The sequence below is a fragment of the Parabacteroides sp. PF5-9 genome (assembly GCF_029893105.1).
Taxonomy (GTDB): domain Bacteria; phylum Bacteroidota; class Bacteroidia; order Bacteroidales; family Tannerellaceae; genus JARXWG01.
The window spans coordinates 26012-51914 of the sequence record NZ_JARXWG010000018.1 but is presented as its reverse complement, the minus strand read 5'-3'; the positions used below and the strand labels follow the sequence as shown (position 1 = coordinate 51914).

Sequence of the window (25903 nt, the reverse complement as noted above, 5' to 3'; positions counted from 1 at the left end):
TTATTTATCGGTAGAAATACCATGTTTCTCCAACCGGCGATACAATGCAGCACGGCTGATACCCAAAGCAGAGGCCACATGAGAAAGATTCCCCTGATGCGTCTCTAATGCCTGTAAAATTGTCTGTTTTTCTATTTCATCCAACGTCAACCCCGTTGTCGTAAATGACGCCGAAGCATGTTGCTCCTGATCAGGCGATAATTGGTGCTTAAAATCGTCAGTATCCAATAGTTTCTTTCCGGAAACCAACATCGTTCGTTCCACCAGATTCTTCAATTCACGGATATTGCCCGGAAACGGTAAACGTTGCAGATAAACAATTGCCTCCGAAGTAAACTCCACCTTGGGTAGTCCATTACTTTCCGACTGTTTATCCGCAAAATACCTGACCAACAACGGTATATCCTCACGCCGTTCGCGAAGTGGTGGCAAATGAACCGTAATCAGATTGATGCGATAAAACAGATCTTCCCGAAATGTCCGGGCAGCAACCATCTGGCGTAAATCACAGTTGGTCGCACTGACCACACGGATATCTACTTTGCGCGGACGGCTATCTCCCAGTACCTCAAAAGTCTGATCCTGCAACACCCTGAGCATTTTCACCTGGCTCGACAATTCCAGGTCACCGATCTCATCCAGAAAAATCGTCCCTTTATCCGCCATCTCAAAACGTCCGGTACGATCCATATACGCATCGGTAAAAGCCCCTTTTTTATGTCCGAACATTTCACTTTCAAAGAGACTTTGGGAAAGTCCGCCCAAGTTTACTTTCACAAAAGGAGCCTTTACACGCGGACTGTTCAGGTGAATAGCTTCAGCAATCAACTCTTTTCCCGTACCACTCTCCCCTGTAATCAATACCGGTGCATTGGTCGGCGCGATACGGGAGACCGTTCCGAATACATCCATCAATGCGGCACTTTGTCCGATAATTTTATCAAAATGAAACTTCTGATCGGCATCACTACGGTTAAGCGGAGTCTTCTCTATTTTCTTCTGTTCACTCAGTTCAAGGGCTGTACGGATGACATTCAATAATATCAGATTATTCCACGGCTTAGTGATAAAATCAAAGGCGCCCGCTTGTATCCCCTGGACAGCCAAAGCGATCGATCCCCAAGCTGTAATCAGAATAACCGGTACATCAGGCCTGAAAATCTTTACCTGCTTCAATAATTGTATACCCTCTTCCCCGGTGGTAGTCAAGGTAAAATTCATATCCATCAGTATCAGCCGGGGCGCAGCCATACGTATAACCTCCAACGCCTCTTTTGGCCCCGAAGCGACCTCCGTGCTATATCCGGCACGTTTCAACAGAAAAGAGAGTGAAGAACGAACAGCGGCATCATCATCAATTATTAATATCATAGTGTATACGATTAAAGAACAAAACTACAAAAAAAATATTCTTCCCTCTCATCTTCTAACTATCTCTTCAAAATCAGCATCCAATGTGCTGTCATTCAAGAAATCATAAAGCGTGATACTTCGTATGTTGTAATAATAAAACCAATAGTAGGCCAGTTCCTGAATATGTTTCTGACGGGCATTGTCTTTCGAATTCTGCGCATCGTTCAGATCCAGGATATCGATTTTCCCTATCAAAAAAGTTTCGATGGAAGTCTTATACCGCTTCTCCGCCAGTTCGTCTACCTCAGAAGCTATCACTAATTGGGAAGCCTGGTTATTAAACTTTTCAACCAACAGGAATATATCCTGGTTAAAATTCATCTGCTCCTGACGTGTTTTTGAGAGAACCACTTCACGGTTCGATTCAGCCACTTTCACCTTTCCCTTGCGTTTGCCCCAGTCCAATAAAGGAATAGTCACACCTACCTCTACAATCTGATTATCTTTCAACGGATCATAGGCTCCACGCAATACGGAGTCGGTTCCGGTATACCCAAAACTGGCAAAAAGATTGATACTCCGGCGGTTTCCTTTTGCTTTGGCAACTTCATAGTCGGCCTCCAGCTGGCGGCGAAGAATATTTTTTGAAAATGAATTATTCTCCTGTGCTTTCTCCAATACCGCTTGATAATTCATCCGGACATCAGGTGCCGACTCGGGAATAACCAACTCGATCATATCCTGCTCACTCAGACCCAGAAAAGAACGTAATCGGAACATCTGCGTATTCAATTCCGACTCGGCCTCCGTCAATTTCCCTTTCGCCTGCAAAGCCGATTGCTTCAGGCGCATCTGTTCACTTTCCGAAATCTGTCCGATCTTCCGTTTAGCAACAGCTATATCATACAATTTTTCAGCATTTTCCAGATTTTGTTGGGCGGTAGAGAGGTTTTCGCGAGCCAGTAACAGATTAAAAAAATGATTAATCGTCGACATTGTTATTTCTTCGACATTTTCGATATAAGTCGCTTTGGCTTCCTGGTACCTGACCGGCTCAATACGACGTTTCCACTTCTGATTGTTTACCCCGAAAATAGGTTGCCGCAAAGTCAATCCGATCGGGATACTCATATATTCATTATACGCTCCATGTCCCAACTGACGGGTAAAATCCAGCGACGTGTTCAGGGAGATCTGCCCTCCGGTCAACGGAATATTTTGTAAAACAGATAATTCGCCGCTCAAATCCAACGAATTATTTCGTACATAACTGAAAGAGCCATCATCATTTTGCCGTTTGTTATACTGCTGGTAATAAGCTGGTAATGTACCGGTAAAAGAAATTTCAGGCAACTGATCTGCCCGGTGTGTTCGGTACTCCCAATAAGCTGTTTTCAATTCGTTTAACGCAACCGCTGCATCGACAGACTGCAACTGGGCTAGTACGATCGCCTCTTTCAATGTGAGCCGAACGGTATGTTGAGACTCCTGAGCATAAAGAACAGAGGTTATTATCAATAAGTTAGTTACGATTATCAAATATCTTTTCATACCGGTAAATTGTTTTGCATCCGAAAATGCAAAACCTATGCCAAAAAGATATTCGTCTGGTTATCCGGCAACTAACAATCTATCGGATGTTCGTTTTCGGACAGTTTGTTCGGTTTTGTTGAAAAAGTAATGATAGCCTTATTCCCCCAGAATCATATCCATAACCCTCGATGTTCGCGCACCTGTGATACCTGTTGAAGGGCACTGCCCCACTCCACGTAATTCGTCGACGATCGTTTGTATCAAAGGTTGTTGAATACATTCGGGAGGACGAGCTACAATTGCATCAAGATAATCGGGAGTAATCAGTTTAATCGGATTGAAGGCAAATGTATTAAAACGGATCTCCCCTTTTGTGCCGGTGATCACCACATAATCCCATTCCGACTTTTCGGAAGTCACAAAACACCACTGTCCTGTTCCGATTGCCCCCGATTCAAATTGCCAGACTGCCGAAATCGTATCCTTCACCTCATAATAATGTCCCAGATTCTGCGCACAGCCTTTGGCTTCCGTAATCTCCCCTAAAAGGAAAGCCAAAATATCTAATGTATGCGGAGCCATATCGTAGAAATACCCTTCTCCGGCAGTCGCCCGTTGTACCCTCCATGTCTGTTTTTCAGGGTCTAAATCGTTTGCCGAGGGAGTACGGAAATATTTCACATCAACAGTCAGCGGCGTTCCGATCAACTGTCTATCCAACAACTCCTTGATCTTTCTGAAATAAGGCAACGCCCGGCGGTAATAGGCCACAAAAAGCTTCTGTCCGCTGATCTCCGACGCTTTAATCATCTGCATACATTCGAGATAACTCATCGCCATCGGCTTTTCAACATAGACCGGCTTGCCGGCCTTCAATGCCTTTATAGCATATTCGGCATGCGAGTCGGGCGGTGTTGCCACATAAATCGCATTTACATCCGGGTCATGAATCAACCGTTCCACATCGGTATAATATTTGGGCACATTGTGACGCAAGGCATAATCTTTCGCTTTTTCTTCATCTCTACGCATAACAGCGATCAGTTCCGAATGCGCTGTTTTATAAAAAGCCGGGCCGCTTTTCTTCTCACATACATCGCCCGCTCCGATGATTCCCCATTTTACTGTATCCATAATTGTTTTTTTCGACAAGCGAATATAAGAAAAAACAAACAGATCGATCAAACAGATCATAAATAGATCGCTTAAACCAATAACGCAGATCACCTATTCTTTTTATAATTAATCGTCGATCTCTTTTTTCAGATACACTAATCGTCTACCAGTTGGATCCTTATCGTCTACCAATTGGATCACTTTCGTCTACCAACTGTGTCACTATCGTCTACCAACTGTGTCACTATCGTCTACCAATTGGTAGACGATTAATCCGGTTAGAAAAAAAATAAGCGAATAGCAGAACATTTGCATAAGCGATGGAGATAAAAACAACAGGACATGATTAAGGGTATCGAATAGTCGTCTTTTTAAACAAAACACGCTTTTTTTATCTGTTGGATAGGATTATCATCGAGATTATGTACATTTGTCTCGATAAAAAGAGATGGTATGAAAAAGAGTATATTGAGTTTATTGGCTTTGGTGATCGCTTTGGTTGCCTGTGAAGGACCAGCCGGCCCTCCGGGAAGAGATGGATTCGACGGACAAGGCATCGTCACCTCCAAAGTATTTACTGTCGAGCAAAGGGATTGGGAGTATGTCGACGGAGTGGCTCCTTATTTTGTCTGTTATAAAGATTTCCCTCAATTAACGGATGATATTTATGAGTTCGGGGCTGTTTTAGGGTATTTTATTTTATATCCTAACACCAACGACGAGGTACAAATTCCTATGAACTACAGCTTCCCAGATTCCGAAGCAGTAAAACCGGGTGAATGGTACAATTGGGCAGAGTACTATTCGTTTGATTATATGCCCGGATCGATCGGCTTTTATGTGCATTATAGCGATTTTGAAGATATCACCCCTCCACGTCGAGAATTCAGAATTGTACTCCTCTATTAATGAAAATAATAATGTACTTTTGTCCAATAAAAGTATACTTGTTGAGTTGAATGGCAACAGATATTAATGCCATCTATCTCCATGATTCCACAAGACCCCTCCCTGGTAAAGTAATCTTTCATGATCCCGGTTTTCGATCGGTCATGGAACAGGAACGGTGATTGGCAAAACAAGTGTATTGGGAATCAAGCATGTATGGTATCACGAACAGAGACGAACAATTAATTTAAATATATAATAACCAAACAATGGATGCTAACATGTTAGCTCTTGTCTGACAAACAAAGACTATCAACTGTCCGTTTTCCATTGTCAATTGTCAATTACAAAATGAGCACAGCGAATTTTGAAATGGTGGCTAAAACACTTTACGGCATGGAAGACGTCCTTGCCGCTGAATTATTGGAGCTGGGCGCCAATGATCTTCAGATAGGCCGCCGAATGGTTTCGTTTACCGGAAATCAGGAACTGCTTTACAAAACCAATTTTTATTGTCGGACAGCCTTGCGTATTCTTAAACCGATTTACCATTTTAAGGCAAAAGATGCCGAAACGGTCTATAAGGAGGTCAAGACTATTGTCTGGGAGAACTATTTATCTTTGGATAAAACGTTTGCAATCGATTCGGTGATCTATTCCGAGGATTTCAACCATTCCAAGTTCGTCGCCTATAAAACCAAAGATGCGATCGTCGATTATTTCACGGAGAAATTCCAGAAACGACCATCCGTCAGGGTGAATAATCCGGATATCTATATCAATATTCATATTTCACACAATGACTGTACGTTATCGATCGACAGTTCGGGTGAAAGCCTTCACAAACGCGGTTACCGCGTAGAACAGACAGAAGCACCATTAAATGAAGTACTTGCCGCCGGAATGATACTAAAAACAGGATGGAAAGGCGAGTCGAATTTCATCGATCCGATGTGTGGATCCGGGACATTGTTGATTGAAGCGGCAATGATCGCCCTGAATATCGCACCGGGCATTCACCGGAAAGAGTTTGCTTTTGAAAAATGGTTGGATTTCGATCAGGAACTTTTCGACCGGATCTATAATGATGAAAGCCGGGAGCGTGAATTTGCCTTTAAATGTTACGGATATGATATTTCCCCTGCGGCAATAGAAATTGCACGGAAAAATATCAGTAATGCCGGCATGAATAAATATATACAGTTGGATGTTCTGCCTTTCCAGAAGTTTGAAGAGGCTCCGCAACCGGGTATTCTGGTGATGAATCCGCCTTATGGGGAGCGTATTTCGTCGCGCGACCTGTTAAGCTTGTACAGTATGATCGGTGAACGGCTGAAACATGTATTCACCGGATATAAAGCCTGGATCATCAGCTACAAAGACGAATGTTTCGACAAAATCGGATTACGTCCAAGCGAACGAATGAAACTGATCAACGGCTCATTGGAATGTGAATATCGTTGTTATGAATTGTTTGAAGGAAAAAACAAAGATTATAAAAAAGCATTAAACGAGAATAGCGATAGAGACTCCAAAGGTTCACGACGGGATGATCCGAAAAAACGGCCGAACTTCAGAACCGACCGGATGGATCGTCCGGAACGTCGTTTTGCCGCGGCACATACCGAGGATGAGGATGAAAAAGCAGACTTTCTGCCCGGTAAACGTTTTTATGTGAAAGAAGAGGAGCGCTCGATACGGAAACCTTCCGTAAAAAAACATTTTAAAGACGACACCAACGATCGCTACAAACAATCAGGGAAAAAAATCTTAAAAAAAAGGGGGAGAAATGACTACAACAATTAAACGTATAACCGTTGTCTGTTTAGGCTGTTTATTTATGGTTAATCTGATGGCACAGAAACAATTCAAATTGGAAGACCTCATTCCGGGAGGAGCAACGTATACGAATTTTACTCCGGAAACACTCCGTCAACTGCAATGGTTTGGAGATGAATACATGTATGTAAAAAACAACGAAGTATATGGAGCCATACCGGGTAAAGCGGAAAAAACGATCTTCACCCTTGAAGAATTAAACAGTGCATTAAGCGGAGCCGGGATAGAACAGTTAAAATCGTTTCCTGCCTTTACATTGCCTCAAAAGACGATCCCAGTGATTGCCTTTACTATTAAAGGACATCGGATTCAGTATAACTTCATAGAAAAACGTATCACGGCCGACTATCAATTGGCTGCCGAATGGAGTCATTTCGATTATTCGCCGGAAAATGGCTATTTGGCATTTACGGAAAAGAACAATCTGAAGATCGTATCTGCGGAGAATCAAGTGACAGCTATTACCAACGAATCGGATGAAGGTATTGTATGCGGACAATCTGTACATCAGAATGAGTTTGGGATCAGCAAAGGAACCTACTGGTCACCGAAAGGCAATGCATTGGCTTTTTACCGGATGGATGAAACAATGGTGACCACATATCCCCTAGTCAACGTAAGTGCCCGTACTGCCGAACTGGTTCCACGTAAATACCCGATGGCCGGTATGAAAAGCCATCATGTGACTGTCGGAGTTTACAACATCTCCACCGGACAAACAGTCTGGTTGAAAACCGGATTGCCACAGGAAAAATACCTGACCAATATTGCCTGGAGTCCGGATGAGAAAAGCATCTATATTGCTGAATTGAATCGTGATCAGAACGAAATGCATCTGGTTCGTTATTCAGCCATTACCGGAGAAAAAGAAGCTGATCTTTTCACAGAGACCAGTAAAACGTATGTCGAAGCAAGTAATCCGGTCTTGTTTTTACCCAATGATCCTCAAAAATTTATCTGGCAAAGCGATAGAGATGGCTTTAATCATCTTTATCTATATGATATCTCCGGGCAGTTGATCAAACAATTAACAACAGGAGAATGGGTCGTACAGCGCGTACAAGGTTTCGATCGTAAAGGAGAACATATCTTTATCACTGCAACAGCGCCACATCCGGCCAGTTCGAAGAACATCGGAACTTCTATGGAGACCTATGCCTGGCAAATCAATCTGAAAAGTGGGAAACGCACTTGTTATACCTTAAAAACAGGGGTACATAATACGACTGTCAGTCCTTCTGGACTTTATGCCATCGATCTGTATACAGCACCACAGGTTGTGCGTGAAACTGCAATCGTAAGAGTGAAAGACGGCAAAGAGATCACGCAATTACTTGTCTCTAAAAATCCATTTGAGGGGTATAATATGCCTGAAATCTCCACCGGTACAGTCAAAGCAGCAGACGGTAAAACCGATTTGCACTATCGATTACTTAAACCGGTCGGCATGAAAGCAGATAAAAAATACCCGACCGTTATCTATGTATACGGAGGACCACATAGCCAGAATGTGACCGGAGGATGGAATTACGGCACACGCGGATGGGAAATATATATGGCTCAATTGGGATACGTGGTGTATGTACTGGACAACAGAGGGACAAGTAACCGGGGAAAAGCCTTTGAAGAAGTGATTCACCGTCAGTTAGGGGTTACCGAAATGGCCGACCAGATGGAAGGTGTGAAATTCCTGAAATCGTTGCCTTATGTCGATGCCAACCGCATCGGTGTCCATGGATGGAGTTATGGCGGATTTATGACTACCAATCTGATGGTTTCGCATCCCGACGTATTTAAGGTAGGTGTTGCCGGAGGGCCGGTGATCGATTGGAAATTCTATGAAATCATGTATGGCGAACGGTATATGGATCATCCGGATGACAATCCGGAAGGGTATAAAAATTCTGATCTGAAACAAAAAGCAGGTAACCTGAAAGGACGTTTATTACTTATCCACGGAGATGTAGACCCGGTCGTAGTATGGCAGCATAGCCTGACTTTCTTAAAGGCTTGTATCGATGCCAATACATATCCCGATTATTTCGTCTATCCGGGACATCAACACAATATGATGGGGAAAGACCGCATTCATTTACATGAGAAGATTACACGCTATTTCGAAGACTTTTTAAAATAAAGACAAACATCTATTAGAATAAAAGAATCATATGAACATATTACTGTTAGGATCAGGAGGACGTGAACATGCTTTAGCCTGGAAAATGGCTCAAAGTCCGAAAACAGACCGGCTTTTTATAGCACCAGGTAATGCCGGCACGGCTCAAGCCGGAACAAATGTATCCATCAAAGCGGATGATTTTCCGGCAATAAAAACGTTTGTCCTGGAAAATAAAATCGAGATGGTGGTGGTCGGCCCGGAAGATCCGCTGGTAAAAGGGATTTATGATTATTTCCAGAACGATTCTCTGTTGAGTCACATTCCGGTCATTGGTCCCAGCAAAACAGGCGCTATGCTGGAAGGAAGCAAAGATTTTGCGAAGGCCTTTATGCAACGACATCGTATTCCGACAGCCCGGTATAAGAGTATTTCCGTAGAAAATCTGGAAGAAGGATATGCTTTTCTGGAAACATTGGAAGCGCCTTATGTACTGAAAGCCGATGGTTTGGCCGCCGGAAAAGGGGTACTGATTATTGATCACCTCGACGAAGCTAAAAGAGAGTTGAAAGGGATGCTCGATGGGATGTTTGGCGATGCCAGTAAAACAGTCGTCATCGAAGAGTTTCTGGATGGGATCGAATGTTCTGTTTTTGTCATGACAGACGGTACACACTATAAAATACTTCCTGTGGCTAAAGACTATAAACGTATCGGAGAAGGAAATACCGGTTTGAATACCGGCGGAATGGGGGCTGTATCTCCTGTTCCTTTTGCCGACGATACTTTTATGGCGAAAGTAGAAGAACGGATCATCCGTCCGACAATCGATGGACTGAAAAAAGAGAACATCGACTATAAAGGATTTATCTTTCTCGGACTGATAAGCGTAAAAAATGAACCGTTGGTTATTGAATACAACTGTCGTATGGGGGATCCGGAGACGGAGGTTGTGATGCTTCGCATTCAAAGTGATCTGATTGAACTATTGGAAGGCGTAGCTAAAGGCGATTTGGACAAACGCAGTCTGACAGAAGACCCACGGGCGGCTGTAACAGTGATGCTGGTCAGCGGCGGCTATCCGGAAGAATACGAAAAAAATAAAGTAATCTCAGGATTAGATCAATTATCATCCGAAAATATCATTTTCCATGCTGGTACTCGCTCGGATAATGAAGAAATCCTTACTAGTGGAGGACGCGTAATCGCTGTTAGTTCATACGGTAAAGATAAAGACGAAGCGTTGGCTAAATCATTTGCCGGAGCTGAGACCATTCGGTTTGATAAAAAATATTTCCGTAGCGATATCGGTTTTGACCTGTAATAACGCATGAGGAGTTCTTCAACAGCTTATGGCAAACGGTATTCATTAGATAGAACAGGTGTCTATCTGTACACGTTGTTTGCCTGTTTATGTTGTTGGGGAATTGGATATATCAACTCTGTTGGGTTTCCTGTCTACGGCGAAGTGACCGCCCCTCCGCTATGGAATGCGATCTGTCATATATTATCGGATAAACTAATGACTTATCTCATTGGATTTATCCTGATGCTTGGTGGAGCATTTATGCTTCATCGAGCCAATTATGTATTGGTTTTAATCAGGGAAAAAACAGTATTAGTTTTCTTGATATATACCTTACTGCTCAGTACCAATCCGGATTTTTTCCCTCTAAAAGCGACGACTGTAGCCGTTTTCTGCATGGTGTTTGTCATCTATCTGCTCTTCACCTCTTACCACAATCCCGAAGCGATAGAGAAAGCGTTTAACTGGTCGTTAATCATCGGTGCCGGAAGTTTATTATGGATTCATCTCCTGTGGTTCGTACCGTTATGCTGGATCGGTATGTTCAAGTTCCGCACTTTGACATTAAAGACTTTCCTGGCTTCTTTATTGGGATTGACGACAATCTATTGGTTTGTGTTAGGATGGTGTATCTGGCAAAATGACTTTACCGCTTTTACCATTCCTTTTACCGCACTTTTTAAAGTTCGCTTTTTATCAATTACCGGAATAGAATGGATGGATTGGGCGAGTATTATTCTGATTCTAATACTGACAATTACTTCCGTATTGAATATTGTCGCTCATGAACATGACGACACACTACGCACCAGGCAGTTTCTCTCTTTTCTGACCTTATTCGTCATCTGGTCATTCGGTCTGTTTTTCTTATATGAACAAGCGTCGGAAGAGTTTCTGGAAATATCTTGTATGCCCATGAGTGTATTGCTTGCGCACTATTTTACAGTAAGCCGTAACCGGTATAATTTCTGGCTGTACCATTTATTTGTCTTGTTATTAACTTCATTTCTGATTATACGCCTATGGAGTTTCTAATCGAGTATGGATACATTGGCGTATTTATCGCTTCATTCCTGGCGGCGACAGTATTGCCCTTTAGTAGTGAGGTCGTACTAACTGGCGTTCTTTTAGCCGGAGCAACCTATTGGCCGTGTATGATTTCGGCGACGATAGGAAATTTTCTGGGCGGCATGACCTGCTACTGGTTAGGTATGCTGGGCAAGGTTGAATGGATCGAACGATATTTAAAACTCGATCCTGTAAAAGTCAAAAGAGTCCAAGACTGGATACAACATAAAGGGTCGTGGATGGCTTTTTTTGTTTTTCTTCCCGGAATAGGCGACTTCATTGCCGTCGCTTTAGGTTTTTTACGTGCAAACATCTGGATCGTCGCGATCTCTATGCTGGCAGGAAAAGCGATCCGCTATTGGATCTGGATGGAGTTTGTCTATAAAATCCAGGGATTGTTTTAACCTCCTACCCGCTCTTCTCCTGCACCTATTCTAATTACCGAGTCCGACGAACACTTCTGCCCGGAGCCGCACTTTGCGCCTTAGGAGCGCTCGTTTTGGGAGCCTTTGTTGCTTTTGGTGCTTTCTCCGTAGATGTTGTTTTGGTTCCGCGCCGAGCCACAGTAGTCTGCTTGGTACTTTTCGAAGCCTTTGTATCTTCTGCGACAGAGGTTGTGTCCGGTTGCAACCAAAGCGATTTTTCAAACCCGACTAACTGTTCTTCAATACGTTCCTGAGCAAGTTTCAAAGAATCAGGCTCCGGATAATACTCCCGTAAAGTTTTGTTCATCAGGTTTTCCGTCTTGATAATTTCACCGTCAAACATACGTCGACGGAAATAATCATCAATGGTAAATGTTTTCGCATTATTGATATTGGAGGTCATAATAAGCGTATTGGTAATATACGGACGAATATTTTCATACGGTAACCAGAATAATGGCATACGCTGTTCACCCAAATCACCGACAATGGTCATAATCGGACAAATCGCCAAGGTCTTCACATCAAAAACCGAATTATTCTGATCGAAATACCAAGCTTCTTTCACATAATAGGCTTGTACATCAGCTGAAGGCACATCACTTTCATTGATGATATAAGACGGTTGTGCATTACCACGCCCCGGAATCTCTTCATAATAAATATACGCCCGATCGAGCACATCTTTGAAACTTTCGATATGATCATCATCAAAAGCTTCATACCCATCTTCGTACTTATAAGCTATAATTTTCCCTTCACTCATCAACTGAAAGATGATAGAGAACAAGTTCATATTACCATTTACCGGACGTGTCGGATAATAAAGCGGCGCATTCGATTCTTTGGTTAAATCGACTTCCCGATACATCACACGCATCCAACGGGCATTACCGATCTCTTGTGTCATGCGCTCATTCATATCTTGTGCACGAACGGTCAGATCCGGTAGGCCGGTATTTTTGCTTTCCTGTCCGCGTCCGCCACGCAATACCTCAGGACCACGTCGCTGCGGAGTCTCTCCTTGTGCATATAGCGCGTCCGAAACGAACAACACTCCTACTACTAAAGCAAATATATAATACAAACGTTTCATATAGGTTATTTATCTTAGTTTACAACTACCTGAATCGGAGACAATTGACGTTCTATTCCATCAGGGCCTTTGGCTACAACTCCTGTAATAAAGAACTGTTTGCCTCGTGATAATCCACGGATATAATCTTTCTGTTTCTGTGAGAAGTTGGTTCCCTGAGTCACCTCTTTCATCACATTACCAAATGAATCATTATAGTTCAGTTCAAACCGTAAAACGGTAAATTGTATATTCAGTAAATCATCATCAATAGCAGCCAAAATACCGTCTGTCGAAAGCAGATCACGTTTCGCAATCGTACCACCCCTGAATTTACGGGTATTCCCATTCGCATCTTTATACTCCAGATAGGGCATCGGATCGGGTAACGCACGTACCCGGAAAGTACTCTTCGCCATTTCCACATGACGACCATCAGCCATACGGGCATTCACGCTAACTACAGCATCTGTACCCACTGTCTGTGGACGAGCCACCCACAAATCACCCTGACGGGTCAACGTGCCGTTCGACATACCAGCTGTCACATTCCCACTCGGAATACCCGGTACGGCAATACGAATCGGATTATCAATACCTGCATACAATACATTCATCATCGTAGGCGCAACAGTAGCACTCGGTTCGGTCACAAAATACTCACTTTCGAAATCACGACGCATAATACTGCCGTCATTATTCGGCATTTCAATATATCCTTTAATAGGGAATGTTCCCGTACTTCCTGTCGTTACAGTAAAAAGTCCCTGGTTCTCTGTCGGCAACAGGTCTCCATTCACATAGATCGTCGGGCGTTTGGTAGAGTCTACCGCCGAAAGGACGATATTTGCCCGGTATTGGCTACCACGCATAACGATCTGGCTTTCGGGAATCACTTGAGCCGTTATCGTATTGACGCGGTAATCACCCACATCGACACTGCTCAACAGATTGCTTAATACTTCACCTTCCGCATAACGGATATCGCTCTGTAGTTTGGTCAACATTGTGACTGCCGCTGCAACCGGCATACTTTCAAAAAGCGCCTCTTCCCATGTCCGTATATTCAGTCCGGCTTTCCGGGGCGGAACAGTACTTAAACTCGCCTCAAGAATACGGGTTTTAGCTGTATCCTGAACCATTTCCGCCATAAACTTCCGATACGAATCGATCGCTTCTCTCAGTTTTTTCCCTTCACCGACCACCGGAGCAAGCATCACCCGAGCGGCTGCTTCCAAATCGTCTTTACGGTCTATATGATTGACATCTCCTTCTTTTCCGTCGGCAGTCTTTACGATTCGTTCTTTCAACTCCTGTACATAATTGAAAAGATCATCCGATGCACGCTTTACTTTAACTCCCTTTTCATACCACTCCCCTACCTTATCCGGATTGATCTTGTTGTAAGCATCCAACTCACCGGCAACAATTTCATTGCGGTGGGAAGAATTATCGATAGAAGTACGTAAACTGTCTTCTACCAATTCAAACCCATCCAACACCTCGGAAGAGACATTGAGCGCCATCATAGCGATGAACACCAGATACATCAGGTTGATCATCTTCTGACGCGGAGAATTAGGATTATTACCTATTGCCATCTGTCTTCTTTAACTTGGATTATTTATACGGTTGTTGATACGGATTATTCCCTTGTGCAGGAGGCTGCTGCGGATAACCTTGTTGCGGGTATCCCTGTTGCGGATACCCTTGCGGTGGTTGTTGCTGAGCAACAAACTGTCCCGCAGGAGCAGCACCCGGCATATTGACGGTCATGGCCTGCAACAAACGGGTATAGACCATATTCAGTTCGGCCAACTGACGCGTCATCTTTTCGGTCTCATTCCGGAAAACAGAACTGTCTACCACCGATCCGTCATACATTTCACGGATACGGTTCAACCCTCCATTGATATGTTCGATCGACTCGATCTGCGAACTGATGCTCTTTAACTGTATTTCATAAATGGTATTCAGTCCGGAGATATTCCGGTTCAACGCTTCCATCTGTTGTACATACCCACGGGAATTTTGATTGATACCGTCAGAGTTATCCGTGATATGTTTATATGAATTCAATAACGTATCAGAAACTTCCGATAACGAACTGGTCACCTGACTGAAACGTTCCATATTTTCAGACATACCCGACAGCTGTTCCAGGTATTTCTGTGTCGCTTCGGTCAGTTCCGCCATTTTAGAAATCTGCTCGGCTGCGCCACTCAATTTCTTTATGCTCTCTGATAAGTTTTTGGTATCGTCTTCCGAAACGTCCAGAGAACCGGCGATATTCAATTGTCCGCCACCAACAACCGTTCCTCTTTCCGAATGTGCTCCATTATCGTCATTCGCCTCCGAATGAATCATAGCCGACACCGGTTGTCCGGCAAAATCAGGACGATCCATCGGGTTTTTTGATTTCAATACCGGGAAAACATCCTCCCAATGGTACTCACTTCCCGGCTTTTCGAATCCGAAAACAAAAAATACCAAAGCCTCTACCGTCAGTGCTATACCGATAATCCAGTTGGCATAAGGCAGGTGAAGCAATTTAAACATCGTTCCTATAATAACAATAGAGGCGCCCCAGCTATAAATAAAATTCAGGATTCTCTTTCCCCGTTCACTGGAAAGATACATCTCCATTCTATTCTTATATCTTCTATATTTTCCCATTGTAATTGAGTTATTTTATCTTTATATGATTATTCTGTTTTACTTTTTGCCTTTTGAAAACCCGATCTGCGTGCGGGCACAACGGAAACCGATGTATGAACGTGTTTCATTCTGATATTCAAATGTACGCATATCCGAACGGATAAATTGCGCCACATCTTTCCATGAACCGCCACGCACGGTTTTTTTCTTCATCGCATACGGATCTTCCTTGGCCGCATCATAATGCAGTTCGGGATTCATATCACTCATCTGATTCGGGCCCGACTCGGCATACGAGGTCGATGTCCATTCGGCTACATTACCAGCCATATCAAACAGACCAAATTCATTGGCGGAAAAAGAACCGACACGAGAGGTAATCAGATGTCCGTCTTCCGTATAATTCCCGTCACCCGGTTTGAAGTTTCCTAAGAAACACCCCTTACTGTTTTGCAGTTCATCGGTCGCCCAAGGGTATTTATTTTCATTTTTCCCTGCACGTGCGGCATATTCCCATTCACCTTCAGTCGGTAAACGGAACGGTTCGATGGTTTGCCCCGGAGAGAGTGTCAGACTCTCTTTGTACAGATTCGTGCGCCAGACACAAAAAGCGGTAGCCATCTCCCACGAAACACCAACAACAGGATAATCATCATATCCGGGATGATTGAAATACATCCGCATATAAGGTTCATTATAGGCATTATTGAAATCGTTCACCCAGCTGGATTCGTCCGGATAAATATTGATGATCCGTGTATGCAGAAAATCCCATTCGCTACTTAACGGACGAGTGATTGTTTCATTCACAACACGCCCTTCTTCATCAATGTAAGCGGTATCTTTGGAAATCATGATAACTTCATTCATATTGACTTCAATGTCCGTATTCCGAACACGCTCCTGCGGATTAAAACGGTGTTTACGCAATGCTGCTGCCGTATAATCATACCATTCATATTTATAATGCATCTGCTGAGGATCCAGTTTTTTCTCACCCGTCACCGGATTGGTATAATAGACACTTTCAATGGCCAGCTGCTCATCTTCGCTCGGTCTTCTCCAAGGAATAGGACGGCTCCAATCCAAATGCGGAGTGACAGGCTCTCCGTAACGGTCTTCCGTAATCTTAAACAGATCATTCCCGCCATAAGCCGGATCGGCCAGACGTTCACGTATAATCGAGTCACGTACCCAATGCACAAACTGCCGGTATTTCGAATTGGTCACCTCCGTCTGATCCATCCAAAACGCATCAAAAGAGACCCCTTTCGTATCCGACATAATTCCCCAAAGCGAATCTTTATCTGAAGGCCCCATCTCAAAAGCACCTCTTTTAATCAATACCATACCGTAAGGAGACGGTTCGTTAAACGCAACCGATCGCACTCCGGTGACTTCACCTCCTGCGCCACTCAATGACCGTCCGCATGAAGTGGTCAGTAATGTCATTGTTACAAGTACAACTAATACTTTTTTCATATACTATAATATACGTACACTTTTATGTCTGTTCTTTCCTGTTTTTGTTTTCTTCAATTGCAAGGCATATCTCACCAGCAATTCGTGGCTTCCGGTACTCCCCTTCAAAATGGCCGAAGTGGGGAAATCATAGGCATATCCCACCTGAAAACGACCAAATGTCCCTCCCAATAACAAGACGACTGATTCGTTCACTCGCCAGGAAAAACCTCCGTTAAACATTTTATTATATACCACCCGGGCCGTCACATCAGCCTGAAAGGTCTGCATATCCGTTTTCAGAAATACAGACGGTTGTAATTCATACAACGGGTTCCTTGTCTTAATATTGTATCCTGCCGTGAAATTAAATGCTCCGGGAATATAGGTATAAGCCGTTTCGCTCAACTGCATTTCCGGTTCGGTCAGATGCGTTGCACCAATACCGACATAAAAATGCTTATGGGTATAATAGATCCCTGCATTCAAATCAAATCCTGTTCCCGAAACAACTTCCCGTGGAATAGCCTCATCCTCCTGTTGATGTTCTTCATTGCCTTCAGGGATAAAGACTTTTGTCCCGTCGAAAGAGACATTGGCTATACCCGCTTGTATCCCGATACTTAACGTTCCTCCGAAAAGTTTCAACTTATGGGCAAACTGGCCGGCGACATGTGTATTTTGGAATAAACCAATACTCTCGGAGAATAATACCAAGCCAACCCCATTATTCGTATTTCCGATCTTCAAGGGCATATCCCCTGTCACAAAGAAAGACTTCGGAGCACCAGAGATCCCTATCCACTGCTGCCGGTGTAAAGCTAACAGATTCAAATCTTCCGAATTTCCGGCATATCCCGGGTTATAATACCCCATAGCCATAAAATACTGACTGAGTTGTGCGTCATATTGTGCCCGTACCCATCCGAAACAGGTCAGCAACATAACAAAAACAAACAACAGCAATCTTCTCATCCGATTATAGAGCCAATTTTATTCCCACAAGATATAAAACGGGTATCGCCCCAATAAATTGTATGTATACCAAAAAACAAACGAGGCAGGAAGCCTATACGCTCACTACCTCATTCTTATTTTCTGAATTCACAGTCTAAGGCTATTAATACTCTTCTTCATTAAAGAAGAAATCTTCTTTACTCGGATAATCGGGCCAGATATCTTCCATACATTCATATATTTCGCCTTCATCCTCCATCTCCTGCAAATTTTCGATCACTTCCAACGGAGCACCTGAACGTTGTGCATAATCAATCAACTCATCTTTTGTAGCTGGCCATGGTGCGTCTTCCAGTTTTGAAGCCAATTCTAATGTCCAATACATAGTTGTTTCGTATTAATAACTGCCTGGGCAGTTTGGTTCTTCATTTTCAAATTTTTCGCAAAAATATAATAATATTCTTTAGCTGCAAGTATAATCCCAAATTATTTCCTCTCCATTGTTTTTTATACACTCCTTACGTGACAAAACAAACAGGTAATCAGACAGTCTGTTGATAAAGATCAAAACAGGCTCTTCGACCGGATTATTTTCTGCCAATCGATAGATCTCCCGTTCCGCCCGACGACATACCGTGCGGCAAACATGTGCCAGCGCAGCCGAACAACTACCGCCCGGAAGCAGGAAATTTTTCATCTTAGGCAAATCGTGGTCGATACGATCGATCTCTTTTTCTATCCGCTCAATACTTTCCGGTGTCACCTTACTTTCAATTTTAAGTGTGGTATTTTCCTGATCGGTTGCCAGATAAGAACCAATCGTAAATAATTTGTGTTGCACAAAACGTAAAAAATCGAGCTCACTCTGCCCCTCTACTTCAGTCATTAATAAACCGATAAAGGCATTCAGTTCGTCTGTTGTCCCATAACTCTCGATACGTTGATCTGCTTTGGACACACGTTGTCCGCCGACCAGCGAAGTCGTTCCTTTATCACCCGTTCCGGTATAAATCCTACTCTTATCCATAAGTTGTCTGTTAAAAATAAACTATATAATTGCGTTTATGTAACTTCTTATTAAAAAACACAATACCCAACGAAAACAAGTCGACCGTCACCGAAACCTCCGGATGATCACAGACCTGCTTCCAGAGTTTACGCATAGACGGTGTACTTTTTATGCCGTCAAACACAAACACGGTCTGTTCTCCGGCAGCTTTCAAACATGCGGTAAACAAGTCATAGGTGTCTGCCCGCTCATTGCGGATATTGAAAAAAACAAAATCCAACGTTTTCATTTCCGAAATCACCCGGGGAAGTAACACGTTGTACACCCCTACCCGCAAGTCGATCGGATTGTGGGCTGCTTCATCAAACACTTTTCGGGATACATCGGCAAACGCTTCGACATCTTCCAATACAACACATCTCAGATCTGTCGCATAAGTGGTAAGATACAATGTCGATATACCCATCGCCCCTCCCAACTGCAAAATATGTTTCGATTGGAAATAATTGGTCAATCGAAACAACAAAGCACCGTATTTCGGACTGATTGCTTCCCGTTCAACCAGTTTTCCAACAGACAAACTCCTTGTCTTATTCGGATGTTTCCGGTCTTTATAGGTAATCATCTCTTGTTGAAAGCGCAATTTTTTCCGTAAAAGTTCTATTTCCTGAAAAGAGTAATAAGGCGATTTCTCTCTGATCACTTTGGTAATCAGATTAAAAACAAAAGGAGAATGCACTCCATGTCCATGCCGATGGCGAATGCGCCGGTAAAGAAGTGAACCTTTATACAATACGCTTTTTTGAGGGAATAGCCGCATAACGTTTTTTACTGACCGACAAAGATAAAGCTTTTTATAATATACCGTTTTGTCAATCGTTGGACACCGTGTTCCAAAAAAATGAATTTGTCATTTTACCCCCTTCACCATTCGCCTATTTGAATCCTCCTCACTGAGTCGTTCAAAAAAATGCAAGGATTCAGAGTTTATTTGAGAGACAACCCTTGATTATGATCGCATCATCTCTATTTTTTTCAATCCTAAAAACAGGCTATTCCAGCGCAAAACAACCGGCTTCAAAGCCGTTTTTTCACGCTTAATACACCCTTCAAAAAAATGATTGTGATGATTGTTTAAGGTTATGCAGATGATTTTAAAAATCATCTGCATAACTGTTGACACTCTTCGTAATAAATTAAGAGAGTGAACTGGTTGAATTGTTGAACACTTCCTGACTTTTCACATCAAATCCGCTCAATCAATACCTATTTCAGTCAAAATGGCCAAAATACGCGTTAGCCATATCGGCCATTTTGTTTATTTATGCCACAAATTGTCTGTTTTTGCAAACAAAATGACATTGCGACAACCACTGTTTTAGGAGTATTGATGCAGGTATTTTCAGATCAAATCCGAAACGGTTCAACTCATTTATTAAACAGTTTACCTAAGGTTCCCAATAAACCTCCGGCAACAGAACCACCTCCTGCGGAGCCGGTTAATGCGCCGACCAGTGATCCGACATCAAACCCTTTTTCATTCGGGTCATTTACTTTACTCGACAACACATTCATCACCGCCGGCACAACGGTTGACGCCAATGTATTGGCGATAGCCGGAGACAAACCGATTTTCTGTGTTAAGCCGCTCACAATCGACTTCTCTATCGTTTTCAGCATCGGATTGCTTGCTGTAGCAGATGAACCTCCTCCAAAAAGCCCAAGCAATGTCGAAATTTTATCAGGGGTGGCATACTGTTTCAGACCATCGGTAAAGGCCTGAGTGGTTGTCTCTACGGCGTCACGTTTCTTCTCTTGCGGGATATCCTGACTCTTGGTGATAATACTCATTACAGGTCCCTGAATCTCTTTTAAAAGGTTCTCTAACATGATTTCTTTTTGTTTAATTTATACTTCATTTGAACGGCGGAAACTAATAAAAAGTTCTGAATGTTCTTTCTTTTTTTATACTCGACAGAAAAACAAAGCCCAGATAAGCGCAAACAAAAACGAATCAACTCTTTTTAAATTTCATAAAAACCCTATAAACCAACGAAGTAGAATGCACCCATCACAACCCGTATTGAAGATTTAAAAAATACAAAAAAATAAGTATAAATGAAAAAATATTCCAATTAGCCATCTCGCTACTATCGCTTACCACCTCTTCAGAAAAACCAGACGACACGATTTATGGATCAGTCGCTATGGAATAAACGGCTCTGTAAACTTGTCAAACCAAATCATCCATAGTATATTTACTGTCCATTTTAAAATAATACCAAATGAGAAGTCCTTTTATACCTACGAAAACAATTTTTATTTTCTTTTTTCTGTTGATATTAACTGCATGCATGGAAACAGATGCTCCTGCCGAATTAATCAAACTCGATCTCACCGATGTGTTGAATAAAGAGACGAAAATAACTGTAGATGAAATAGCTTCGAACAGTCAGATCATTCCCCTTGAAACGAATGAACATATTTTAATTAAGCAGATCAATAAAATTTTATTAGAACACGATCAGTTTTTTATTTTACATGACAATCTATGCTCTGTCTTTAATCTGAATGGACAATTTATCCGAAGAATAGGAACAAACGGACAAGGCCCTGGTGAATATACGCAGATTACAGATCTGTTTATTGATGACAAAGGGCAAATTATCTTCTTTGACAGTGCTTCGCATCAGCTGTTTTTTCATCAATCCGACGGTTCTTTCTATTCGCTCTTTCAAAATTCCTGAAAAAATACAATCCTTTTCTCCGTTTTACGACAACTCATTTATCGGATTAATAGCCAACCGGAATGGGCAGGAGACCACCCGTTTCGTCTTGTTTGACCAACAAGGCCTTGAAACAGACTCGATCCCTTACGACAGACAATATGAAAATCAATCAGGTATTCAAAGTTTCTTTTATATGCCAGAAGCGAATTTTTATTATTACAACAACAGTTTTCATGTCAAAGAACTGTATAATGACACCCTATTTTCCTTAAATCCACAATTACAATTATCACCTCGTTATGTCGTAAACTTAGGAGAATACGCCTTAGTGGCCGAACAACGGTATCAACTAACCAGTCCACGAGAAAATCCCATGGCCGGAAAGAAGTATGTGACAACTATTTTAGAAAACAAGCAATATCTATTTTTAAGTAGCCCGACTTTTGACCTGAATAAATTCATTGTTTACAATAAAAACACAAAGACCTTAGCTAATTTATTATTACACTATAATGAACCGGAAAAGTCAATGTTCAACAAACATACATTTACACCTCGGTACATTTCAAAAGACTTGACAACTCTTATCTCTTTTGAAGAACCAGCCGATCCGGAGAAAGAAGATAATCCGATGATTGTTTTATTGACTTTAAAGCCGTGAAATTATATTTTTTATTACAAAAATTTTATTAATCAAAAAATTATTTTATATTTGCATTCATACAACCACGAAATTATACGCCTATGAAAAAACTTATTTTAATATCCCTTCTATCATCCATACTGTGTTATGGCTGTAAAAAAGAAGATGATATTGATCTCTCCACAATAGATTTTAGCAATATTGAGAATTTATATGCCCAACCGTTGCCTGTCATTCAGAAATGTGTACAGGGAAAATGGAAATGGTTTGTGACTTATGGAGGAGTGGTAGGGGAAAGTTACAAGGATAACACATTTGTTTATATTTACGACAACCATTGCGTTATAACATCTAAGAACGGAGATCAACGTTCTTTTAATTACATATGGAAAAAAATTCATATGGAAGAGTATGAACATAAAACATGGGTAATATGGAATACAGATGAGAACAGAGGGGTTTGGTGTTTTAGTTCAATAAGGAATGACACTATAGGTTTAGGGAATACTAACTCAGGATATCCTTATATGGCATTTGTATGGGCAAGAGTTAAAAGCTATAATATATAACCAAATATTCTAATTAATATAATTATGAACACAAAAGCATTTTTTATCACATTGATTCTTTCGTGTATTGGAATCCATAGTATGGCGCAACAATCCAAATTTCTCCAGAAAGAAACCGATCGCAATGGAAACATTTCCTTTGCTGTATTTAGTACTGACTCCTTTCTGCAGCCAATAAACAAATCGGTCGAATTAGTAAAAGAGTTATATATCGCACGAAAAACAGACGAATTAAAACAGTCAGAAAAACGAAAGGAGCAACAAGACGAACTGGGTTATACCCATCAATATTATCAACAATACTACAAAAATGTAAAAGTGGAATACGGAGAAGTTTCCGTTCATGCAAACAGGCTGGGGAATATTGAAACAATATTCGGCGATTTTAAACCGGTAGGCGATATTGACACTAATCCAAAACTTACGGAAGCACAAGCTCTGAACGCAGCATTGAAATATGTAGGAGCAGAAGTCTACAAATGGCAAATCCCAGAAGAGGAACAATGGATCAAGGAATATTATAACAGTACATTCTACCCAGCCGGAGAATTGGTTATAGTGAAAGATCAACTGCTAACAGACAAAATATACCGTCTGGCGTATCGTTTTGATATTTATGCCCATAAACCGTTGAGCAGAGATTATATCTGGGTGGATGCTATTACAGGTGATATTCTTCATATGGATGCGCGCATTCATTTCGCCAATGCCACTGGTACGGCAGCTACACGCTACAGCGGATCACGCTCTATTACAACCGATTCTTATAATGGAAGATACCGGCTTAGGGAGACAAGAAATGGTGTCAATATTTCAACATTCAATATGAATCATGCAGGGACTTACTCTTCTACCGATTTTACAGATAATGATAATAACTGGACAACAGCAGAGCATAGTGTAAATAATAATAATGCAGGGTTAGACGCCCATTGGGGTGCTGAAATGGTATATGAGTATTTCAAACAGGTACATGCACGCAACAGTTGGAATAACAGTAACGGGCCGTTATTAAGTTATGTTAATGCAGATCTAAAACTGATAAACAAAGATTTTACATACAACGACAATGCATTTTGGGATGGAAGTAGAATGACTTATGGAAAAGGGTCTTCCAGACCTCCGTTTACAACACTTGATATCTGTGCACATGAGATAGCGCATGGCATTTGTAGTTCTTCTGCAAAGCTTGTCTATCAAAAAGAGTCAGGAGCTATTAATGAAAGTTTGAGCGATATTTGGGCGGCTTGCGTAGAGAATTGGGCAACAACCGACAAACAACCTTGGCTTATCGGTGAAGATTTAGGATATACTATGCGTTCTATGAGTTACCCAAATACATATTCACATCCAGATACGTATGGAGGTACTTATTGGTACAACATTAATAGTTGTACACCAACATTTGAAAATGACTATTGTGGTGTACATCGTAACAGTGGTGTAATGAATTACTGGTTTTATCTGTTATCTGTTGGAGGAAACGGAACCAATGATTTTGGAAAAGCATTTGGTATAACTGGCATCGGCATTGAAAAAGCGGCAAAAATAGTGTACAGGGCTGAAACCGTTTACATGACACAAAACACCACTTTTGCAAATGCACGGACACATACGATCACGGCCGCCACAAATCTATATGGAGCAACATCAAAGGAAGTTATTGCTGTTACAAATGCATGGCATGCTGTAGGGGTTGGCGATAGTTATCCTCTCACAATCGTTGGCCCCTCAATGATTGGAGGAACAACAAGCAGTAGCTATACGATCAATTACGTCCCTGCTAATGCGACACTTTCATGGAGTTATAATACAAATCTATTAACGCTGGTATCTTATTCTGCAAACGGAATCGTTGTTAAACCCAAAACATCTACTACTGTTGGAGATGCAACGATTACAGCCAAATTAACCTATAGTGGAAGTACAAAAACAGTGTCTCACTATGTCGGAGTTGGTGGCCCACATAGCATGAATGTTCAGTTGATCGTTAGAAAATCTTCTGATGGGAGCCAGGTCTATCCTTCTGGTGGACTATGTCCAAATACATACTATTACGCGACTTTAAATCCTGGAAATACAACTCTTACAAATGTAAACTGGGGCGCAAGTTCGCAACTACAAGTATCTTCTGCATCCAATACTCAACTCTATTTCCGTACCTTGTCGCAAGGTTGGGGAACGCTGAACATTACTGCAACAACGAGTTATGGCGTTACTAAAACAATTTTAGGAGTCACTTTAACCGAAAGTTCCAGTTGTGGCAGTAGTAAAAGTAATTCTTATTTTTCAATATCATCAATCCCTTCATCGAACATTGTTGAGATCAAATTTGACATGGATCTTTTCAATGCTCAGATTAACAAGATGGTATACACCCAAAAACCGTCTTTTGACATCCGTATGTATACCATTACAGGCGTAATGGTAAAACAGGCAAATTCTACCGGTGAAAGTGTTCAATTTGATGTGTCTGCACTCCAAAAAGGAACTTATATTATTCACATATATGATGGCATAAGTGAAATTCCGGAAATACATAAAATCCAAATTACCCATTAAATAAAACACTACATAGTCAATGTTGCATAACAAACTAATAATGCAACATTGACTATACATATCAGTATAATAAGTCCAAATAATCAAACATATATGAGAAAAATAATTTTTATATCCCTTCTATCATCCATACTATGTTATGGGTGTAAAAAAGAAGATGATATTGATCTCTCCACAATAGATTTCAGCAATATTGAGAATTTATATACCCAACCGTTGCCTGTCATTCAGAAATGTGTACAGGGAAAATGGAAATGGTTTGTGACTTATGGAGGAGTGGTAGGGGAAAGCTACCACGATAATACATTTGTGGATATTTATGAGGACTATTGTGTTATTACATCCGACAATGGAGAGCAGCGTACTTTTAATTACAGATGGAAAAAAATCTATGCAGAACAGTACAAACGTAAGGCGTGGGTAATATGGGATACAGATATCAATCGTGAAGCTTGGTGTTTCAGCTCAATAAAAAATGATACTATAGGTGTGGGAGGCACGCATTCTGGATATCCTTATATGGCATTTGTATGGGCAAGAGTTAAAAGCGAATAGTTATGTAAATCTTCATTCATTACGATCACGAGATCAAGATT

The 25903-nt window shown here is 41.7% G+C and carries 23 protein-coding genes; 11 read left to right on the top strand and 12 right to left on the bottom strand.

Annotated elements, in window-relative coordinates; translation table 11 throughout:
- The 3 genes from M2135_RS11175 to M2135_RS11165 all read right to left on the bottom strand — a co-directional run bounded on the left by M2135_RS11175 (window position 1) and on the right by M2135_RS11165 (window position 4020).
- Window positions 1-1371, bottom strand: coding sequence for a sigma-54 dependent transcriptional regulator (locus M2135_RS11175; protein ID WP_280748591.1), 1371 nt, complete (start codon window positions 1369-1371; stop codon window positions 1-3).
- Between the two features lie 48 nt (window positions 1372-1419).
- Entirely contained in the window at window positions 1420-2904 is a 1485-nt protein-coding gene (locus tag M2135_RS11170; protein ID WP_280748590.1) for a TolC family protein, read from the bottom strand.
- Between the two features lie 138 nt (window positions 2905-3042).
- The gene (locus M2135_RS11165; RefSeq protein WP_280748589.1) at window positions 3043-4020 is read right to left on the bottom strand and encodes a Gfo/Idh/MocA family oxidoreductase; all 978 of its coding nucleotides are present in this window, start codon (window positions 4018-4020) and stop codon (window positions 3043-3045) included.
- Window positions 4021-4455: 435 nt separating this feature from the next.
- On the opposite strand from M2135_RS11165, the gene M2135_RS11160 reads away from it, so the two are divergent.
- From M2135_RS11160 to M2135_RS11135, 6 genes are all read left to right on the top strand, one after another.
- Window positions 4456-4911, top strand: a complete 456-nt coding sequence (locus tag M2135_RS11160; RefSeq protein WP_280748588.1) for a hypothetical protein — start codon at window positions 4456-4458, stop codon at window positions 4909-4911.
- A 330-nt stretch (window positions 4912-5241) separates the two neighbouring features.
- Window positions 5242-6696, top strand: coding sequence for a THUMP domain-containing protein (locus M2135_RS11155; RefSeq protein ID WP_280748587.1), 1455 nt, complete (start codon window positions 5242-5244; stop codon window positions 6694-6696).
- Window positions 6680-8866 (top strand): DPP IV N-terminal domain-containing protein, encoded by a 2187-nt coding sequence (locus M2135_RS11150; protein ID WP_280748586.1) that lies wholly within the window; start codon window positions 6680-6682, stop codon window positions 8864-8866. The genes M2135_RS11155 and M2135_RS11150 overlap by 17 nt, the downstream gene beginning before the upstream one ends.
- A 31-nt stretch (window positions 8867-8897) precedes the next feature.
- Window positions 8898-10169, top strand: coding sequence for a phosphoribosylamine--glycine ligase (purD, locus tag M2135_RS11145; RefSeq protein WP_280748585.1), 1272 nt, complete (start codon window positions 8898-8900; stop codon window positions 10167-10169).
- 6 nt (window positions 10170-10175) lie between these two features.
- Window positions 10176-11186 (top strand): hypothetical protein, encoded by a 1011-nt coding sequence (locus M2135_RS11140; RefSeq protein WP_280748584.1) that lies wholly within the window; start codon window positions 10176-10178, stop codon window positions 11184-11186.
- Window positions 11174-11623 (top strand): VTT domain-containing protein, encoded by a 450-nt coding sequence (locus M2135_RS11135; protein ID WP_280748583.1) that lies wholly within the window; start codon window positions 11174-11176, stop codon window positions 11621-11623. The genes M2135_RS11140 and M2135_RS11135 overlap by 13 nt, the downstream gene beginning before the upstream one ends.
- Before the next feature lie 34 nt (window positions 11624-11657).
- Here M2135_RS11135 and gldN read toward each other — a convergent pair whose 3' ends face one another.
- From gldN to M2135_RS11090, 9 genes are all read right to left on the bottom strand, one after another.
- On the bottom strand, window positions 11658-12740 hold the full coding sequence (gldN, locus tag M2135_RS11130; protein ID WP_280748582.1) for a gliding motility protein GldN: 1083 nt from the start codon (window positions 12738-12740) through the stop codon (window positions 11658-11660).
- A gap of 14 nt (window positions 12741-12754) precedes the next feature.
- Window positions 12755-14320 carry a gliding motility protein GldM gene (gldM, locus tag M2135_RS11125; protein ID WP_280748581.1) on the bottom strand — a complete coding sequence of 522 codons (1566 nt, stop codon included), beginning with the start codon at window positions 14318-14320 and terminating at the stop codon, window positions 12755-12757.
- A 19-nt stretch (window positions 14321-14339) separates the two neighbouring features.
- The gene (gldL, locus tag M2135_RS11120; protein ID WP_280748580.1) at window positions 14340-15395 is read right to left on the bottom strand and encodes a gliding motility protein GldL; all 1056 of its coding nucleotides are present in this window, start codon (window positions 15393-15395) and stop codon (window positions 14340-14342) included.
- A 39-nt stretch (window positions 15396-15434) separates the two neighbouring features.
- A complete protein-coding gene (locus M2135_RS11115; RefSeq protein WP_280748579.1) occupies window positions 15435-16859 on the bottom strand; it encodes an SUMF1/EgtB/PvdO family nonheme iron enzyme in 1425 nt (474 codons plus the stop codon).
- 3 nt (window positions 16860-16862) lie between these two features.
- Window positions 16863-17813, bottom strand: a complete 951-nt coding sequence (locus M2135_RS11110; protein ID WP_280748578.1) for a type IX secretion system membrane protein PorP/SprF — start codon at window positions 17811-17813, stop codon at window positions 16863-16865.
- Window positions 17814-17958: 145 nt separating this feature from the next.
- A complete protein-coding gene (locus tag M2135_RS11105; protein ID WP_005633363.1) occupies window positions 17959-18180 on the bottom strand; it encodes a DUF2795 domain-containing protein in 222 nt (73 codons plus the stop codon).
- A gap of 78 nt (window positions 18181-18258) precedes the next feature.
- Window positions 18259-18822, bottom strand: a complete 564-nt coding sequence (locus M2135_RS11100; RefSeq protein ID WP_280748577.1) for a cob(I)yrinic acid a,c-diamide adenosyltransferase — start codon at window positions 18820-18822, stop codon at window positions 18259-18261.
- A 10-nt stretch (window positions 18823-18832) separates the two neighbouring features.
- Window positions 18833-19624 carry an SAM-dependent methyltransferase gene (locus M2135_RS11095; protein ID WP_280748576.1) on the bottom strand — a complete coding sequence of 264 codons (792 nt, stop codon included), beginning with the start codon at window positions 19622-19624 and terminating at the stop codon, window positions 18833-18835.
- A gap of 608 nt (window positions 19625-20232) precedes the next feature.
- Window positions 20233-20694 (bottom strand): DUF937 domain-containing protein, encoded by a 462-nt coding sequence (locus M2135_RS11090; RefSeq protein ID WP_280748575.1) that lies wholly within the window; start codon window positions 20692-20694, stop codon window positions 20233-20235.
- Between the two features lie 464 nt (window positions 20695-21158).
- Here M2135_RS11090 and M2135_RS11085 point away from each other — a divergent pair, with 464 nt between their 5' ends.
- From M2135_RS11085 to M2135_RS11065, 5 genes are all read left to right on the top strand, one after another.
- Window positions 21159-21551: a 6-bladed beta-propeller gene (locus tag M2135_RS11085; RefSeq protein ID WP_280748574.1), complete on the top strand. Its 393-nt coding sequence runs from the start codon at window positions 21159-21161 to the stop codon at window positions 21549-21551.
- Window positions 21454-22194 (top strand): hypothetical protein, encoded by a 741-nt coding sequence (locus tag M2135_RS11080; RefSeq protein WP_280748573.1) that lies wholly within the window; start codon window positions 21454-21456, stop codon window positions 22192-22194. The genes M2135_RS11085 and M2135_RS11080 overlap by 98 nt, the downstream gene beginning before the upstream one ends.
- Before the next feature lie 83 nt (window positions 22195-22277).
- Window positions 22278-22745 (top strand): hypothetical protein, encoded by a 468-nt coding sequence (locus tag M2135_RS11075; protein WP_280748572.1) that lies wholly within the window; start codon window positions 22278-22280, stop codon window positions 22743-22745.
- 24 nt (window positions 22746-22769) lie between these two features.
- Window positions 22770-25307: a M4 family metallopeptidase gene (locus M2135_RS11070; RefSeq protein WP_280748571.1), complete on the top strand. Its 2538-nt coding sequence runs from the start codon at window positions 22770-22772 to the stop codon at window positions 25305-25307.
- A gap of 93 nt (window positions 25308-25400) precedes the next feature.
- Window positions 25401-25862: a hypothetical protein gene (locus M2135_RS11065; protein ID WP_280748570.1), complete on the top strand. Its 462-nt coding sequence runs from the start codon at window positions 25401-25403 to the stop codon at window positions 25860-25862.
- The last annotated feature ends 41 nt before the right edge of the window (window positions 25863-25903 follow it).